Here is a 16,790-nt window from a genome sequence, read left to right on the forward strand (position 1 = left end):
CAAGAGGACCTGCCTTTCTTTGAATTTGAACCTGCGCTATGCTTCGGAGGAAAAAACAAATCTCCCGGCTACCTCAGCGTAAAGGTGCCAAACCGCAGCAACTGCGCCTCGCTTAGCGGCTGTTGATCCAAACGGCGAGATCATCGATGACCGTCTGGGCAACATGAGCGCCGATTGTATAATCGCTGACGTCTTTTGCTCCCGTGGTTGGCAGAAAAAGATGATTCAAACCGGGATATACTTTGAATTGTACATTGTCGTGTCCCGCCAGGCACTGCTGCCAGGCTGCCAAATCCGTTTCGACTTTGATTTGAAAATCGGCATCTCCCTGCAGAATCAGCATCGGAATCTGCAAATCGGCAGCCAGCTGCGCCGTATCAATGGCGTTCAGGCTCAGCCAATAAGAGGCCGGCTGTCCGGCAATGGTCGATGCAAGGTCCGCTTTGGTCAAAGCTTTGATTTTCGCTGTTTGGGCTTGGCTTTGCGCCAATAGATCCGCTTTTTCTGCCTCGCTGTATTCCGTGGAGGCTGCTAAGGCGTCGATTGTCTGATCCAACATCACATCTTCCAATTTGCGCGGTGTACCGGCCAGGCTCACGATACCCTTGACCTGGGGGTTCTTGCTGGCGATATAAGGCGCCAGCATACCGCCCATACTGTGACCGATGATATAAAGGTCCGAATCCGGCAGCCTTGCTTCGGCCAATTGAATCGCAGCTGCTACATCGTCGGTGATTTCCTGCTGCACGGTCAGATTGGCGAGAACTGCCGCATCGGCAGGCGGATATTGATAAAAACGCTTATTGAAGCGAAGAGAGGCAATTCCCTTCTCTGCCAAGCCGTGGGCGAGATCGAGGAACGGTTTATTGCCGCCGCTGCTTTCGTTCAGATCCGATTGACCGGAACCCTGTACGAGGATGACCACCGCCGGCTGCTCGATGCCCAACGGCATAGTAAAAATTCCGTCGAGCGGTTGATTTTCGATGGTGTTAATCTGAATCTTGCTTTCTGCAAAGCTGCTGTTGACAACCAGAGGCAGATCGATGGTGTAATAATTCAGCCAAAGACCGGCGATTTTATAATCAGCTTCAAAAGTAAATTTAATCTGCAAACCGCTTGCTTCGTATTGCAAAATCACCAGAACGACGGCATAATCGCTACTGTAACTGACTGAGGTTTCATAGACAGACTGATAAGCGCCAAGCGATCCAACCACAGAGTTCCAGGAAGCTGCCAAGGCTTCCTGCGATAAACTTTTGGCAACCGTAGCATCAAAAGCTTTCACCACCGGAGCGAAATCTTGCTTTACCATGCTGCCGGCATAACTTTGGCTGAGTTCCAGGAGTTTTGCCTCGTCATAAACCGGCGGTTTGCTGCCGCAGCCTGTCAAAGACAAACTAAGACTTAGCATGAGTAAGACCATGGTTGTTTTTTTCATGAATTTCTCCTTTCAATCGGTTACATTTTCATCGTTCTTGGAAAAACAAAGGACCGCAGGGTAGTTGCCGCGGCGCAGTCAAACTCCTACCGAACAGATCGCCTGTTTTTAGGGAAGAAAATTACCGCTGATTTTGCTTAATTGCCGCTTGCGTTTGAGATAGTCAGGCAAGACTGCGGCAACTACCTGCCAAAACTGCGCGGAATGATTCATCACCCTGAGATGAGCCAGTTCATGTACCACCACGTACTCGGATAGTTCCGGCGGTAAGAACAGCAATTTCCAGTTTAAATTCAAGTTGCCTTTGCTGCTGCAGCTGCCCCAGCGCGTCTTTTGCGCTTTCATCGTAATCTTTTGATAGCTTACCTGCAGAATGGGAGCATAAAGCGCCGCAGTGTGGCTGAATTCGCGCAAAGCAATCTGCCGCAGCTGTTTTTCGGCTTCGCGTTGCACCTGTTGCGGCTCGCTTGATTTGACACGCAGAATCATTGTTCCCGCCCCGGTCAGTTGCTGCAGTTCACTCTGAGTAACCTCCGGGCCTAAAATCAGCAGTTTTTGGCCCAAGCAGGAGTAGCTTTGCTTGCAGCATAATTGAAATTGCGATTTTTGTTCCGGTATTCGCTGCAGGGCAATTAGCCGTTTTTGTGCAATCCAGGCTTTCTTACTCTCAACAAAGCGTATAATCTGGGCGTCTTTCGCCTGTTTCGGCGCTCGAATCAACACTTCGCCATTTGCTTTTATCTCAATCGCCAATGTTTTTCTGGCGCTGTAAAGCAGCCTGCATTCCAGCGTTTGCTGCGGCAGCTGCAGGAAATAACTGCTTTTCATCTTGCTATCCTCAAGGCAGTTTCAATTTGCCGCCGCAGAAGCTGTAATCGCAGGGCGACCGGAGCGGCCAATACCCCGCTGGCTATCAGCTGATCCAACTCCGGCAGCGTCACCCATTTTGCCTGCTCTGTCTCCCCCGGTTGCAGCCTGATTTCCTGCAGTGTAATCTCTTTTTGCACCAGAAAGCTATCCATAAAACAACCTTCTTCTTTGTGGCTGCCTAAATAGTGTAATTCTTCCGGCTGAACACGGATGCCTGTTTCTTCCTGCAGCTCACGCCCGGCCGCTTGCCGCGCCGTTTCCCCGCTGCGGGCTGCTCCGGCAGTGTTTTCCCAGAAGCCGCCATATTCTTTCTTCTGCAGGCTGCGCAGCGTCAGTAAAATTTGTGCTTGTTTGTTGATAGTCCATACTTCCACCACCTGATGATATACCCCTGCGGGCAGCGGCAAGCCACGAAATTGTTTCTTGTGCAAGGGCCGGCGCTGTTCATCAAGAAGGTCAAAAATCTCCAAATCATCCAGTGTCCAGATAGTATAAAGCAGCGCACATTTTTCACCGGCAGCTTGCTTTTGATAATATGCCGTCAGAATGCTGCCATCCTGACGCTCAACCGAGGACGGATAACCCAAGTCGCCATCCGGCGCTCCGGCAAAAAGAATATATTCCTTCAGCCAGGTTTCACCATCATCGCAGCTGAGCATGGCGCGTTCTCCGTAAGGTGCTTCGCGGTGACCGTAAACACAAACGATAATCCCGCTGGAATGGCGCAGAAGATGCGGCGGCGCGCCGGCTGTGTCCAAACAGACAGGCAAACTCCAGGTTCTGCCGCCATCGTAAGAATCGGTCTGAAAGAGTGTGAAGGAACCGGATTGTTTTGCATCGGCGGCAGAATCGCTCTCCTGATAACGCAGCATGCCGATAATTTTCCCGCTTGGCAATTCCAAAGCGTGCGGCTCAAAGAAATGATCCCAACTGACAGCTGGCGGCAGCTCAGGGCCTCCCAAGCAGGACCAACTTTCACCACCATCAGTACTTTCATAAGCCAGAATTCGGTTCCCGGCTGGACTGTTGATCCCCTTGCCCAGATAGAGGATGCTGCCATTCTGTTTTAGAATCGGACCGTGCGGTGCTGTGACCGCTACTTTTAATTTTTCACCCCAGGTCAAACCACCGTCTCTGCTCAGACGCAAAAAAGATCCCCAGTCGTCTTTTCGGTTACGAATCAGCGCAGTATAGTCCTGAATCAGATTATATTCGGCCGGAGAAAGGCAGCTGCGCAGCCGCTGATCGTAAGCTTCGATGTAATGATAAGAATTGCTGAACCAGCTCAGCAACAGCCTCCCCTTACCAAGGTTGAGCAGCCCCGCATCGCGGTCATCCATATATGTATCGTTGACAAAGATAGGCCGGCTCCAGGTGAGACCGTCATCTTTACTGAGAAAGAGTAACGTTTTGCCGAAGGGGCAGATATGATACAGCCGGTGACCGGAGCAGACGAAGGCCAAAGTAGCGGCATCCAGTCTGGCCAGCGTTCCCCAGCCATAATAGCCAAAAACATCCTGATTGGAATTGACAATCACACCATATTGCAGCATACAAATACCTCGCCCAACTGAGCCGCCTGGCTCTCGTTTCACTAATAATCAAACAAGAATTTACAAAGGGACTATTCTCCAAAGCGAAGAATAGTCCCTTTTTTTACTCAGAATTTCGGAAAGTGCGGATGGGACGAGGCAACGCTTCGCTCGGAATCTGTGCCAACACCCCCGTCCCCATGGCTCTGTAAAAAAACGATAGCACAGCGTTACAGCATGGCTATCGTTTCAAGTTATTTTTTCACCAGGATGGAAAGTACAGCAGCTATGGTAAAAAGTGCAAAGGAACCAGCGATATAAGCAGGCTGATTATTCACACCGCCCAGATAAGCGAAAGCGAAACCAGGCCAAAACAAAACAAATGCGATCCGCAAAAACAAGACACGGTATCTTTTCCGCCAACTGACGGGAAGGGATTTCTTCTCTTTCTCAGACATGATTTTTCTCCTTTTTGTCGCTATATGTAGAAAATATTGGATAGAATCAAGACGAAGATGCCAACGATCAGCGTATTGATCAGACAGTATTTCATCGTTACATTCATAATTTCATTCTCTTTGCCATTCATGCCAACATTGGCAGCTCCGGTCATGATGGTGGAGGGTGACATCGAGACGCCCAGTGAACCGCCGACGGATTGCGCTGCTGCCATGAGGACTGCGCTCTTGCCAAGCACCAGTGCGGTTTCTTTTTGCAGGACACCAAACATGACATTGGAATTGGTATTGCTGCCGGTAATGAAGGAACCCAGGACACCGATAAAAGGTGCCATCACCGGATAAAACGCGCCGAAAACCGTTGCCACTCCGCGGGCAATCATATTGGTCATGCCGGAATCACTCATAATCAAGGCCATCATCACCATCGTGGCGATTCCCACACCGGAAGGGACGTTTTTTTCCACGGTTTTTTTCAGAGAAATCTTCATGATGTTGGGGTTTGCCCCGGTTTTCAGGACATAAATGACATAACCGAGCAAGGCTGAGAAGAGTAAAATCGGTGCCGGGTGGGAGAAAAACTGAATTTTGGAATATTTACTGGTTGCAGTTACAACATAACCCAGGGCTGTCTGCACTTCCGGATAATTCAAGCCCCAATTATAAGCAGACAAGGCGGTTTTGATCGGCTTGAGCTGCGAAAGAACGGAGATCAGGATCAAAGCGTAATACGGTGAGAAGGCAACGGTAAAACTCATTTTTTGTTTTTCTGCCGCAGCGTTTATTTTGACCTTTCCGGTATCCTTTTTACCGAGATAAGCCCAGATCATCATTACAACACAGCCTGCCAACCCTGCCATCAGCGTCGCCAGCTGCGGTGTGCCGATATAGACAGTCAGCCAGAGTGTAAAGGACATCACAGCACCGGTGCTCAAAATTTGCGGCACACTCTTTTTCACAGCAGACCAGCCGCCGAAAATATGCGCCACACAGAAACCGGTAGCGAAAATCGCTGCACTGAAGATAATCGCCATCCAGGGACCAATTACTTCACCCGGAATATTCGTCACCAGTTGTATTGAATTATAAGAAGAAGCCATGGAACCGAAAGAAATCGACCAGGAATGACCGACCAGACAAGCAGCGACTGCCACCAAGGGCGAAAAACCCATGACGACCATGATCGGCGCCACGACGGCCACCGGAATACCGAACCCGGCCAGACCTTGCAGCACAGGCGCAAAACACCAGGCCAATAAAAGGCACTGCAAACGTTGATCATCGGAAATACCGGCGATTTTCTTTCCGATCACCTGAATGGCACCGGCTCCGTCGGCAATATTATACATAAAAACGGCTCCCCAGATGATCAGCAGGACATATAAGGAAAGACTCATTCCCTTGCTGTTGGCCAAGGCCATCAAGCGGAAATCCGTGCCAAAAAAGAAATAAGCATCTGCTACGGCAACCAGCCAGGAAATGGCGCCTACTTTGGCTGCTTCCCATTGAAAAACTAAAATTCCTGTTACCAAAACCAAGACCGGCAAAATGGCCAGGAACCAATTTGCCAGTGTCAAAGGCATGTTCACGATCGTTTCAATCCCTTTCACTGTATTTCAACTGCTCCATTATAATAGGAATCGCCCTGTTATGCAAGCTTTTCGCCTTGCGAAGAAAGGCTTTCTTACGTGATAACAGGGCGTTTTTCGTTATTTTAAGTATTCTGTTTTGGGATAATCCGCAAGTCACAAACGGCGCAGCGGAAGGCAGGCGGCAATCTGCTCCGCATTCATTGCACGCATCGATCACCGCTTCCGTTGCCGATCCGTGAGGGATTCAAACCCTTTCTCTTCGGTTTTTCTGTGGAAAAGCAGCGGCTGGCCATTGCTTGACAAGCCCGTTATCGTTTCCCGGCCAAATCAGCCAACAGAGAGATCTGTCCGGCGGCTCAGGTGATTCAACCTCAAATTTTATCTTTCTCTGATCTTTTTTATGATCAAATAGATTTCGGCCAGCACAAATACGGCAATACAACCCAGTGTTACAGAAACAACCAGCGGGTAACGGCCGGCAAAGCCGGTTTCACCGGTATGTTTCAGCCAAATGCCAAGATAAGCCCAAATCATCACCAGGCCATAAGTAAAATCCTGATGCAGCAGCATGGTGAGAACACCAAGCAGCGTGCCGACCGCAAGAAGGATTGCCGTCCATACCGTCTCTGTCAGACCAAACCCATTCCAGCCTTTGCTGACCAGCAACGTCGTCGCATTGGCGATGGTTGCCACAGTGATCCAGCCAAAATAGACACTGAACGGTATTTGTATAAAAAATCGTTCTTTTGGGCTCAGTTCTCTTTGCAGGATCATGCGGTTGATCGCAATCAGGCAGCTCAAAATAACCAGCATCAGGATCATCGCCGGTGTTATTTGATGATAATGCCAGGCAAAAATCCAGGCGGCGTTCGCCAGCGACGACAAAGAAAAAATAAAGCCGATTTTACCCAGAAAATTCGCTTGTTCCCTGTTTAAACTATCTTGCAGAAGCCCAAGTTGATAGAGCGTATAGGCTGCCAATAAAAGATAAATCACTCCCCAAATAGCAAAGGTAACCGCGGCCGGAGCAAAAAGATTGGGGTAAGCATTAGCAACATCACCGGTTGTCTGACCGTTGAATTTCATGATATTTGCCAGGGCGTTGATTACAATCATCAGCAGAAACGTCGTGCCGACCAAGATACGAATATAACCTTTCACTTTATAATCTCTCATCTCATATCGCTCCTCTGCTTGTTTGCTGCCCTGCCTGTATTCTTTTTGATTCCATTTTTTACTAAATGATTGGATTACAGTTCTTATTCTCTTCCAAAACTTGTTTTCCTTCCATAGATTTCAAAAAACATACGAACCTCTGCAAGTTCTGCCAAAGGCACACCACAAGCTTCGCTTCCTGCCGCTGCGGCTACCCCGCCCTAAAATGATTCAAAATCAATCCCGGCAAGCGAGAAAACAGACCTCCGCAGCGCAGTGGGAGGTCTGTCGGAAAAGTCTTGCCTACCGTTGGCAACGGCGCCGTTAAGCTTTTTCCGCCAGGTAGATCGTGTTGATTTCCAGCCGGTACGTCATAGTGTCCGTACTGAGATCCAGATTGATGTTGATAAAACGGAAAACGAGCAGGATATTCACTTCCGGTGTTTCCAAAACCAAACACATATCCGCGATGGGAGGAAACACCGGATCGGTTTGACCCGGCGGATAAGCGGCAAGCAAGCGAGCCAGGTAGGTGTTCAGTTTATCTTCCAGAATTAAATTATCATTCAGTTTGATGCGAAAAACCGGCATGCCGGTTTTTGGTTCGGGACTCCATTGGATGAAGTAATTGCCCCGATCCCCGCTGACGGCAGCCGTCATATTGTCTTTGCCTTCCGACTGCATCAAAATCGCCCAACGATAGGCACTGACATCCAAAGCTTCGTTTGGCATAATCAGCGACGTACTGAGATAAGTGACCGGCGGAAAAACTGGTCCCTCGCTGACAAAGGCAGGTTCAAAACCTAACTTCTGTTTAAAAACAGCGCTGTCGCCGAGATCCCTCGCAAACCATGCCGGCAATTGATCGCTGTTGGTATAGGCAAGAAAATTCACCGCATCGGTAATGGCTTGACGCACTTTCATTTCCGGTAAACTGACTGCCGCCACCAATTCGCCGTTTTGTAATAGATCTTCCTGCAGCAAAAGCTTTTCCAAACGGTTGACTTGGGCACTGACCGGCAAGTCGAGATAACCAACCTTCGGCAGGACGGAAAACACAGCGAGAGCACACAGCAGCACGGCAATGAAATTATGTGAATTCTCTTTTTTCCAGAACAATAAAATAGCTGCAATCGCTGAAAAAATCCAGGTGACGGCAAAGGCATACTCTTCCACTTTTAAGCCACTTTCGTTCAAACGCAGGAGCAAAGCCCAGAGTTCAAAAATCAAAATGAGCAGAGCGGCAAGCGGATAGAATTTCCTGTAAAATTTGGCTATAGCAGATTGCTGACGGGTTACCATGAGATGCAGCCAGATGCCAAAAACAGCATAACCGGTGGCAATCCCGGCAAGCATACTGAATGACGGCCATGCTCTGGTGAAAATAATCCGCCCGATCCAGGCAAACAGCACTACAGTCAAAGCCATTACAATGGGGATCATGATTCCGCCGAAGAGCAGTTCGATGAAACGGGGCTGTTTCTCTGCGATGGTCCGCTGTTCATCCTGCCGATCTTTGCGGAAATCCGGGAAATAACCGGTAAAAATGCTAAAGGTCAAAAACCCTGCCAGTGTCAGAATATACTGATAAACTTTACCGCTCATTCCCTGATATAAAAGCGCCTGAAAAGCGCGGACGACACCAAAAGCGCCGGCCAGAATCACCAATCCGTATAGTAAAGCGATAAAGAAAGCTTTTTCCGTCATAAATAAAGCGCGGTCAAAGCCGGATTTTTCCGGCGGCAAGCCGGCTGTGATGATAAAACCGACGAGACTGAGCAGGATTCCTGCCGAGACACGGGCGGCAGCCAGCGATGTGATCGTAGCATACCGGGTACCGGCAACTTGCGCTCCGAAAAAATAGAGCATGAGAAAGCAAAACAACGTAACGGCAGCGCCGGCTAAATTTGCAGACAGGAACGCTTTGCCGGTATTGAAACGGTTTTGCGCCGCCGTGATCGCCGCTAAACTAAAAACAGCACCGCATGCAAACGCCCAGTGCAGACAATTGAACAGCAAGTTGTAAGCTTCCTGCGCCGGCCAGTCCAACTGAATGCGGATCATGGTAACCACGGCAAATCCCAGCGCAGCCAGATTGGCTGCCGGGAAGGTTTTGCAAGCTCTCAGGGCATTACGGAAGACTTGGCTGCCTGATTTCCTGAAAGTATTCATCGTGTACCTCCTTTTTTAAGTTGATTCTTAGGATATTGTTGGTTTTTCAGTGCTTCGATTTGAGGATCGGCTTGAGCTTCCGCCAAATAAGTGCATGTTTGCCTGCCGTCTTAAAATGCCGTGACGTCACCCTGCTCGGCACAGCAGAGACAGACACCAACACGGTGACGTTCCCAAGTGAAATCTTCAGAACGATTCAGCTTCTTTTTCGTCGTTCCTTTTCCGGTTTTGTTTCGAGCAAAAGGAGCAAGCGGATTCGCTTCGAAAAAGAGATCCTGATCAGTAATTTCGCATTTCCGCTGAGAATCCTGCCAATCGCAGACTTTATTTTGCTGCCAACCGTTGCAGTAAACAGCGATCCGGCAGCAAGCAGAGCAAGTCTCTTGACTTTAAGCTTAAAAAAGCTATAATCAACCTGAATCATACCGTCTACTGAGCTGTTCTTGAATTGGCGCCAAATCTGATTTTTCAAAGGAGATCATGAATGAAAAATTATCCCGTTCGTTTGCTGCGTCTGGCTTTTGGTTTATTTCTTTACGCGCTCGGCATCGTAGTCACGATGAAAGGCAACATTGGTTATGCACCATGGGATGTTTTTCACGCCGGCATTGCCAAAACAACCGGCATCAGCATCGGTACCGCTTCGATTTTAGTTGGCATACTGATCGGTGTGCTTACCGCTCTGCTGGGAGAGAAATTAGGACTTGTTACTCTCGGTAATATGGTTCTCATTGGTTTGATGATGGATCTTTTGCTTGATTGGAACCTGATACCCTTGGCCAACAGTTTCTTCCCCGGGCTTTTGATGATGATCGCCGGTTTGTTTATTATTGCTTTGGCTTCCTACTTTTACATCGGTTCCGGCTTCGGCGCCGGTCCCAGAGACAGTCTGATGGTGGCGCTGACGCGGAAAACACAGCTTCCGGTTGGCCTTTGCCGTGCCTCCATCGAATTGCTCGTCCTTCTGATTGGTTGGAAATTGGGTGGTCTGATAGGACTCGGCACCGTTATTTCCGCTCTCACCGCCGGATTCTGCGTACAAATCACCTTCCACCTGCTCCGGTTTAATGTGGTGACAGTCCGGCATGAAACACTTTCACAAACCTTTACGGCACTGTTTGGCGGTAAGTAAGACCGGCAAAGCAAGCCGGGTACAAACGAAAACACGAAAAACAAACGGCCGGCTGTCTTGACAATGTGCATACATCAGTCAAGCAGTCGGTCGTTTGTTGATCGATCCTACAGGCGGCAAGCGGATTAATCCTGCGGATGTTCCGCCAAAACCCGCTCGAGGAAATCCAGTTTTCTTTTACCATATTGTTCTCTGGCAATCCAGGAAGCGTTGCCATGACCGGCAGCATCCACTGCCCAGAATTCTTTCGGTGCGCTGCAGTTGTCATAGAGTTTTTGCGCCAGTGCCATCGGCACAAAATTGTCCGCACTGCCATGAATCAATAAGGTGGGTGTCTTCGATTTTGCCACTTGCTCAAAAGGCGTATCCTGCGTGAACGAATAATGGCAGAGCAGCTGACACCATCTTTCCAGCAGCCAAAGATGCATAACTTTGATGTAACCTTTTTTAAATTTCAGCATTCCCGGCAATAATTCCTGAACCGAAGGATAGGCGCTGTCGCTGATGATGGCTTTCACTTCCGCCGGAAAATCGGCATCCCCGCTCAAAGCGAGCGCGGTGGCAGCGCCCATGGAAAGTCCGTCCAAGACAAAAACATTCTTACCGGGATCTTTCTTCATCAGAAATCGGATCCAACCAAGAATATCTTTTCTGTCGACACAGCCCATGCCAATATACTTGCCCTGGCTTTTGCCATGAGAACGCAGATCCGGCAGGAAAACCGTATATCCGCTGCGATAATAAGTCAAAGCATCCTTCATCATTGCCTGTGCTTCATCCCGCCAGCCGTGCAGCAGGATAATTGTCACCGGTTTAGCGGAAGCGAGATAATAACCATGCAGTTTAAAACCATCGCTTTTAATTTCTAATTCTTCCGGCTGCAGCTGCATAAAATCATTGATCCCTTCTACATAATACTGAGCCATTGCTTTCGTTTGTTCCGGCGTTTTGGCCAGATTGATATGTTTATGCGGATTGAGAAACACAGAAGCAAAAATACGGGATGAAAAATAGATCGTCAAAATAGCCGCCGCCACCAGAATAAAGCTAAACAAGTACCACAGCATAGGATAATCCTCCTTAATCGTATGGTTCTTCGTAAAAATGAATCCGCTTGGATTTTTCTATTGAGGTTTTCCTGCTGGTAATTTATTGATCTTTATAGGCTGCATTGATGTGAGAGGCATCGCAGAATGGTTTGATGTCCGATTCACCGCAGCGGCATAAAGCGACCCGGTTTCGCACTTCGTAAGGCACTCCATCAGCCGATTCAATCGGGATGCGGCCAACAACCGCAATGGGACCGCTGACTTTTTTCTGGGGGTCCTGCAAAATGAAAATGGCAGGGACGTATTCTTTCTCAATTTGATTGCCTTCTTTATCAAACGCCACCAATCTGCCGGAGGGGCATTCGGAAGCGGCGATCACGGCTTCTTTTTTCAAGGCAGGATCATCGGAATTGGCGATCAATTCCCAGACACTGCCGGCATTGCGGTGACAAAACCGTGCAAAGGCACAGCGTCCGTCATCCAACAAGTCAAGCTCCGGACCCTGCTGCACATCCACCAACCGGTCCAGGTAATTTGCCCGGGAGGCAGTTTCTTCGCCATCAAAATGCGTATGCAGATGGGAGCCGTCACAAAAAGGCGGCGTCTTGGTTTTGCCGCAGCGACATAAGGCATAACTTTCTGCCTGAGGCAGCGGACGGCCTTCTTTCAGTTCATACTGCCTGCCATTGGCGGTAATGATCTTTTCCGAAACCGGCACGTCGCCTGTAACCAGATAGGGACCGTTTTTGACAATTACAATTTTCGCTTGCTTCACCATAGCAACCACCCCTCCTGTATTATTTTTTTCAGATCGTAAAAAACATCTTTACGGTTTGCGGTAGCTCCGACAGCTGAGCAATGCTTACCTCCTTACTGTCGATCCGGCCATAACCATAGGCAGCGTGTATAAAGGGAATGGCCGCCAACCGTGCCGCCTTGAGATCCCCTTCCGTATCACCGACATAGACAGCACGCTCAATTTGATTTCTGGCCATGACCAGCTTAATATTTTCCCCCTTGGACAAGCCGGTTCGGCCGGCGCACTCAGTGTCGGTGAAATACTCCGTCAATTTGTGGAATTCCAGAAAAGATTCAATATAACCGTCCTGACAGTTGCTGACAATAAAAAGCAGATAGTTTTTTTTCAAAGAAGCGAGCATCTCCTCCAGATGAGGATAAAGCACACCCCCATGTTCACGCAAATAAAGCTGTTCTTCCACGGCACATTCATCCATAATTTTCAGGCTTTGCACCAGTGGCAATTCCGGCAGCATGATCTGCGCAATATCCGCAATGGTTTTCCCCATATAACTGTGCAGATCCGCTATGGTGATCTGACGGTTCACTTCAGAATGCCGTTGCAGCACTCTGTTCCAAGCCGGCAGCACTTGCCGGGAGACATCCCACAAGGTGCCGTCCAAATCGAAAATAATCGCATTTTTCATTTCTGCCTCATCTCATCCCGTTCGTATTTTCGTCAATCAAAAGATGGATACTACCATCAATTCCTGCACCGAAGCGGTTTTTCCTGCTGTCAACTCAAAAAACACCTGCCGTTGACGCCGGCAACTGCCCGGACATCCGCTTAACCATCCGTCATCCGCTGCAAATCTAAAAATCGTGATTGAATCTGCGCAAGCGTTGACCTGTAGAAAAGGTTTCGGCTCTCCTGCTCTGCCGTCAGCTTTCCTTGCTCAATCAAGAACGCGGTCTTATTTACCGGCAACTCATTTCACTCTGTTTTCTTGCTGCAGCAGCCGTTTTGCGGATCCGGTTTGCCTGGCGTTTCAGAGCTTGCATTATAAAAACCGCTCGCAGCTTTTAAAAGGCGAGCGGTTTTTGCTACTCAATAAGGAAATTAGATTTGTCCGGTTGCTTTCAAAGCGATTTGAGCAATGATAGCGGAAGCCACATAGGTTCCGATAAAGGTAAACAAGGCGGTAACCACAATAGCGACACCTTGCTTTCTGAAAGCGGGCAGATCTTTCCCGATGGAAATACCGGCATATGAAAGAATTGGTGTGCAAAGCGGCAGGAGTCCGATTTTGTTGAATTCAGTGGACATCCAGCCGGCAATCGGAGAAAGGCCAGGAATACCAAGTAAAACAGCGATCATGGAAATAAACAGAACACTCGGCAGATCGGTCTTCGGCCATTTCTTCGCGACCCAGTCGGTGATGATTAAACCAACCACACAAATGGCTACCATCAATAACAACGCCGGCCAAACATCCCAAGGCATATAGACTTTTACTTTATCGGGGGTCAGTGATCTGGATTTGGTCACCCAGGTATTGATCGTGTTACCGATAGAAGCAAACAAAATTGAAAAAAACAAAACTTTTAAGCGTGTTCCCCATTTTTCTGACATGGTTTTCCCTCCTTATGCTATTTGGCTTTATGAACCGGTAACTTTTGCTTTATGAACCGGTAACAATTCCGCTTCAGAAATTCCGGGGTTTCTGATCTTTTTCAATTTCCGATAGAACCAATTGGTAAAGGGAATGGCAACGAATAAGTTAATATATAAGCCATCGACACCGGTCAAAATCTGGCTGCCGGCGGCATAGGCCTGCATTTGTGCGACCATTTCCGGTACGGTAAGCATTTTGCCGGCCACATTGGTCATTAAACTTGGATCTACGGAGAATTTATCAATCAAAGGAGCCAATGCCGCGGTCATCATGGAAGCGGAACCGGTGCCGCAAGCCATAGCCATAGCAAAGGGATGGAAAAGTCCGCTGGCTAAAGCAGCAGAAGACATTAAGCTATTGAAAATCGTGCCAAGCAGGGTGCCGGTGACATAACCGCCCATAACGCCGCGCCCTTCCGCTGAATCCAAACCATATAAATCGCCGACAACGGCAAGGGAACCTTCACGGGAAATCGAGAAGGTAACACCAACGGCTTCACGACCCATGTTGAAGACAAAAATCGCAATCGGCATCGAGAAAAGGATCGGACCCAAGTTACCGATTTCCTGCAGCAATAAAGCAGGACCCGCTTTGATCACCTGCTCTAAATTCGGGCCGATGGTAGAACCGACTTTGCAGGTTAACAAAGTAACACTGATACCGATATAGGGAGAAGCGGTCGTCATCATATCCATATCAATCACTTTAACGATCGAAAGAATGGCACCGATCACCAAAGCATAGAGCATCGGAAATAAAGTAAAACTTAAGATACCCTGAGCAAATTTAAAGTTGCCGATCAGCTCTGAAGCAATAACGAGCAGGAGGCAAAATAAATGGACTTTCCAGTCTTTTAAATTGAAGCCTTTCATAAACAGTATTCCCTCCTAATCCCAATTTGTGTGGGTTTCCAATGAGTTGACCCTTAAGCTTGCTAAAACGCGATGACGGCAGGGTCTAAAGGTGACCCCAGTCTCTGAGATACTCTGCCTTGGTCATTGGCGCTTTGAAGTTGTTTTTGATTTCTAAACCAATTTTGGCGCCATCAGCCAGCAGATCGATCGCTGTGCAGACAAGAGCTTTTGCGGAAGTAATATAAGCTGTTTCTTTATCGACTAGCATAAATTCTCTGGTATGCCCTCCGCCTGCAGAACCGCCCATATAGGTATGCAGTGTCGGCATCAAATAGGAAACATCGCCGGCATCGGTGGAACCGCCGCCGTGCGCGCCTTGTCTTTGAACTGCTTTTTCACCGACTAATGTTTTTAGATTTTCATACATCACATCGGTTAATTGCTCGTCAAAATTCATCGGCAGGTACCCGGGAAGCTCCGTAATAATCGTCTTGGCGCCGACTGCATCGCCGCCGGCCTTAAAGGCACGGTTGACTTTGGCGCTGGCATCCAGGATTGCTGTGACATTGCTGCCCCGCACATAAGTTTCCAGTCTGACATCGGCAGGAACCACATTGACCAGGTCGCCGCCTTTGGTGATGATGGGGTGAACGCGGATATGATCCTCATCTTTAAATGTTTCCCGCTGCGCATGAACTGCCATCAGGCCAATATTGGCAGCATTTAAAGCGTTGATGCCTTCATGAGGCGCTCCGCCGGCATGCGCTTCTTTACCAATGTACTGAATCAGTTTGCCGGTAAAGCCATTGGCTTCATTTCTGACAATCGCTTTGGTTCCATCCGTATAGCTGGCAGTATGCTGCATCACCATGATGTCAATATCGTCCATCACGCCAAGTTTGATAAATTCTTGCTTGCCGCCCAGAAAACTGATTTTACCTTCCTCGCGTAAACCGGCTCTGTAACCGATTTCCACATATTCCTCTGCCGGAACCGCCATTAAGACGATGTCGCCGGATAATTCTTCCATGATGCCGGTATCTTTCAAAGCATAGGCGACACCGGTTAAACCTGCGATCATACAATTGTGGCCGCAGGCGTGAGCTGCTCCTGTTTCGGCGCAGACAAAAGGATGATCCTGTACAATAACAGCGTCAAGTTCACCCATAATAGCAACTTTCATCTTTGATTCTTTGCCTTTACGGGGAGCAATAACACCGGTGATCGCCACGCCATCCTGATAAGTGTAGCCGAGTTCATCGAACATTTTTTTTACTTTCGCAGCGGTTTTGAACTCCTTATAGCCTAATTCCGGTTCTTTCAGAATGGAATCACCGATCGCCATGATTTTATCGCGATTTTTGTCGATTGCCTCACAGGCAATTTTCTTGAGTTCCTCTCTGGTATGTGTCATCCGTAACCCTCCCTTTCAGTGCACGACTGGCGTGCTTTCACTTTTGCACCGTTACGTGTCTAAAACGCCGAGAATTTTGCTGCTGTTTCATGCTGATGCCAAGAGCGTTATTTCTCTGCCTGATGCTGATGTGGCATTGCCTTGAACTGAATGAACGCGCAAAATCTATGACGGTGTCCACCACAAAGAGTCTTCAGCCGATGCAAATGCAGACGGTTCGTTATACTGGGGACCTGTTTTCCGGAAGTCATTGAGCCGGTGCTTTTCCTGTGTAGGCCTGCAACCCTCCTTTCCCGATACACAAGGATCGTTCCGCTTGCTTTGCGTGAGAAAAAGCAGCTTCTGACGAATTCAAAAGAGGAATGAAAACAATTGGCGGACTGCTGACGAGCCGAACTGTAACAGCTTGCACGAAAATTGGCTGTTTTAAAAAAAACAGGCTGCACAAAGAAGGAATGCAATGGCAAATTGTGAATGAATATACATAATTATTCTTGATAAAGTATATTTATGTTATTATTTCCTGCCCTTAACCCTCTTAATGTAACCCCGGCAGCACGCGCGCTGTCTGTCTCTGACCAGCATCCTTTTGTGAATAAATAATGAAGATGAAACTCGCTGATTCGCCGTCAACGGGAGTTTCTGCGCCTTCCGGAAGCTCAAATCCTGCCCATACAATAAACTATTTTATCGGGTTTGTCAACAATTAA

The 16,790-nt window shown here is 48.3% G+C and carries 14 protein-coding genes; 1 reads left to right on the forward strand and 13 read right to left on the reverse strand.

The genetic code is table 11. From position 1 onward, the window contains the following. Nucleotides 1-112: 112 nt before the first annotated feature. The 7 genes from LLG09_05165 to LLG09_05195 all read right to left on the reverse strand — a co-directional run bounded on the left by LLG09_05165 (nt 113) and on the right by LLG09_05195 (nt 9,217). Nucleotides 113-1,438 (reverse strand): alpha/beta fold hydrolase, encoded by a 1,326-nt coding sequence (locus LLG09_05165; GenBank protein ID MCE5196501.1) that lies wholly within the window; start codon nt 1,436-1,438, stop codon nt 113-115. A gap of 108 nt (nt 1,439-1,546) precedes the next feature. Then, nucleotides 1,547-2,266, reverse strand: coding sequence for a M48 family metallopeptidase (locus tag LLG09_05170; GenBank protein ID MCE5196502.1), 720 nt, complete (start codon nt 2,264-2,266; stop codon nt 1,547-1,549). Then, nucleotides 2,263-3,861, reverse strand: coding sequence for an NUDIX domain-containing protein (locus LLG09_05175; GenBank protein MCE5196503.1), 1,599 nt, complete (start codon nt 3,859-3,861; stop codon nt 2,263-2,265). Before LLG09_05175 ends, LLG09_05170 begins: the two co-directional genes overlap by 4 nt. 233 nt (nt 3,862-4,094) lie before the next feature. Then, nucleotides 4,095-4,298 carry a hypothetical protein gene (locus LLG09_05180; protein MCE5196504.1) on the reverse strand — a complete coding sequence of 68 codons (204 nt, stop codon included), beginning with the start codon at nt 4,296-4,298 and terminating at the stop codon, nt 4,095-4,097. A gap of 20 nt (nt 4,299-4,318) precedes the next feature. Further along, on the reverse strand, nt 4,319-5,908 hold the full coding sequence (locus LLG09_05185) for an L-lactate permease (protein MCE5196505.1): 1,590 nt from the start codon (nt 5,906-5,908) through the stop codon (nt 4,319-4,321). A gap of 360 nt (nt 5,909-6,268) precedes the next feature. After that, a complete protein-coding gene (locus tag LLG09_05190; GenBank protein MCE5196506.1) occupies nt 6,269-7,066 on the reverse strand; it encodes a tryptophan-rich sensory protein in 798 nt (265 codons plus the stop codon). A gap of 303 nt (nt 7,067-7,369) precedes the next feature. Then, nucleotides 7,370-9,217: a DUF4153 domain-containing protein gene (locus LLG09_05195; GenBank protein ID MCE5196507.1), complete on the reverse strand. Its 1,848-nt coding sequence runs from the start codon at nt 9,215-9,217 to the stop codon at nt 7,370-7,372. Nucleotides 9,218-9,701: 484 nt separating this feature from the next. Between LLG09_05195 and LLG09_05200 the strand changes: the two genes are divergently transcribed. Next, nucleotides 9,702-10,349: a hypothetical protein gene (locus LLG09_05200; GenBank protein MCE5196508.1), complete on the forward strand. Its 648-nt coding sequence runs from the start codon at nt 9,702-9,704 to the stop codon at nt 10,347-10,349. 125 nt (nt 10,350-10,474) lie between these two features. Here the strand turns inward: LLG09_05200 and LLG09_05205 are convergent, their stop codons facing one another. The 6 genes from LLG09_05205 to LLG09_05230 form a co-directional block, all read right to left on the reverse strand. Next, a complete protein-coding gene (locus LLG09_05205) occupies nt 10,475-11,416 on the reverse strand; it encodes an alpha/beta hydrolase (protein MCE5196509.1) in 942 nt (313 codons plus the stop codon). 82 nt (nt 11,417-11,498) lie between these two features. Continuing rightward, nucleotides 11,499-12,176: a CDGSH iron-sulfur domain-containing protein gene (locus LLG09_05210; protein MCE5196510.1), complete on the reverse strand. Its 678-nt coding sequence runs from the start codon at nt 12,174-12,176 to the stop codon at nt 11,499-11,501. Between the two features lie 28 nt (nt 12,177-12,204). Next, entirely contained in the window at nt 12,205-12,843 is a 639-nt protein-coding gene (locus tag LLG09_05215; protein ID MCE5196511.1) for an HAD family hydrolase, read from the reverse strand. Nucleotides 12,844-13,256: 413 nt separating this feature from the next. Beyond that, complete coding sequence (locus tag LLG09_05220) at nt 13,257-13,769, reverse strand: DUF340 domain-containing protein (GenBank protein ID MCE5196512.1); 513 nt, start codon at nt 13,767-13,769, stop codon at nt 13,257-13,259. Between the two features lie 27 nt (nt 13,770-13,796). Further along, a complete protein-coding gene (locus LLG09_05225) occupies nt 13,797-14,684 on the reverse strand; it encodes a DUF3100 domain-containing protein (GenBank protein ID MCE5196513.1) in 888 nt (295 codons plus the stop codon). 85 nt (nt 14,685-14,769) lie between these two features. Next, the gene (locus LLG09_05230; protein MCE5196514.1) at nt 14,770-16,080 is read right to left on the reverse strand and encodes an amidohydrolase; all 1,311 of its coding nucleotides are present in this window, start codon (nt 16,078-16,080) and stop codon (nt 14,770-14,772) included. Nucleotides 16,081-16,790: the final 710 nt, after the last annotated feature.

The sequence above is a fragment of the Negativicutes bacterium genome, assembly GCA_021372785.1.
Lineage (GTDB): Bacteria > Bacillota > JAAYKD01 > JAAYKD01 > JAAYKD01 > JAJFTT01.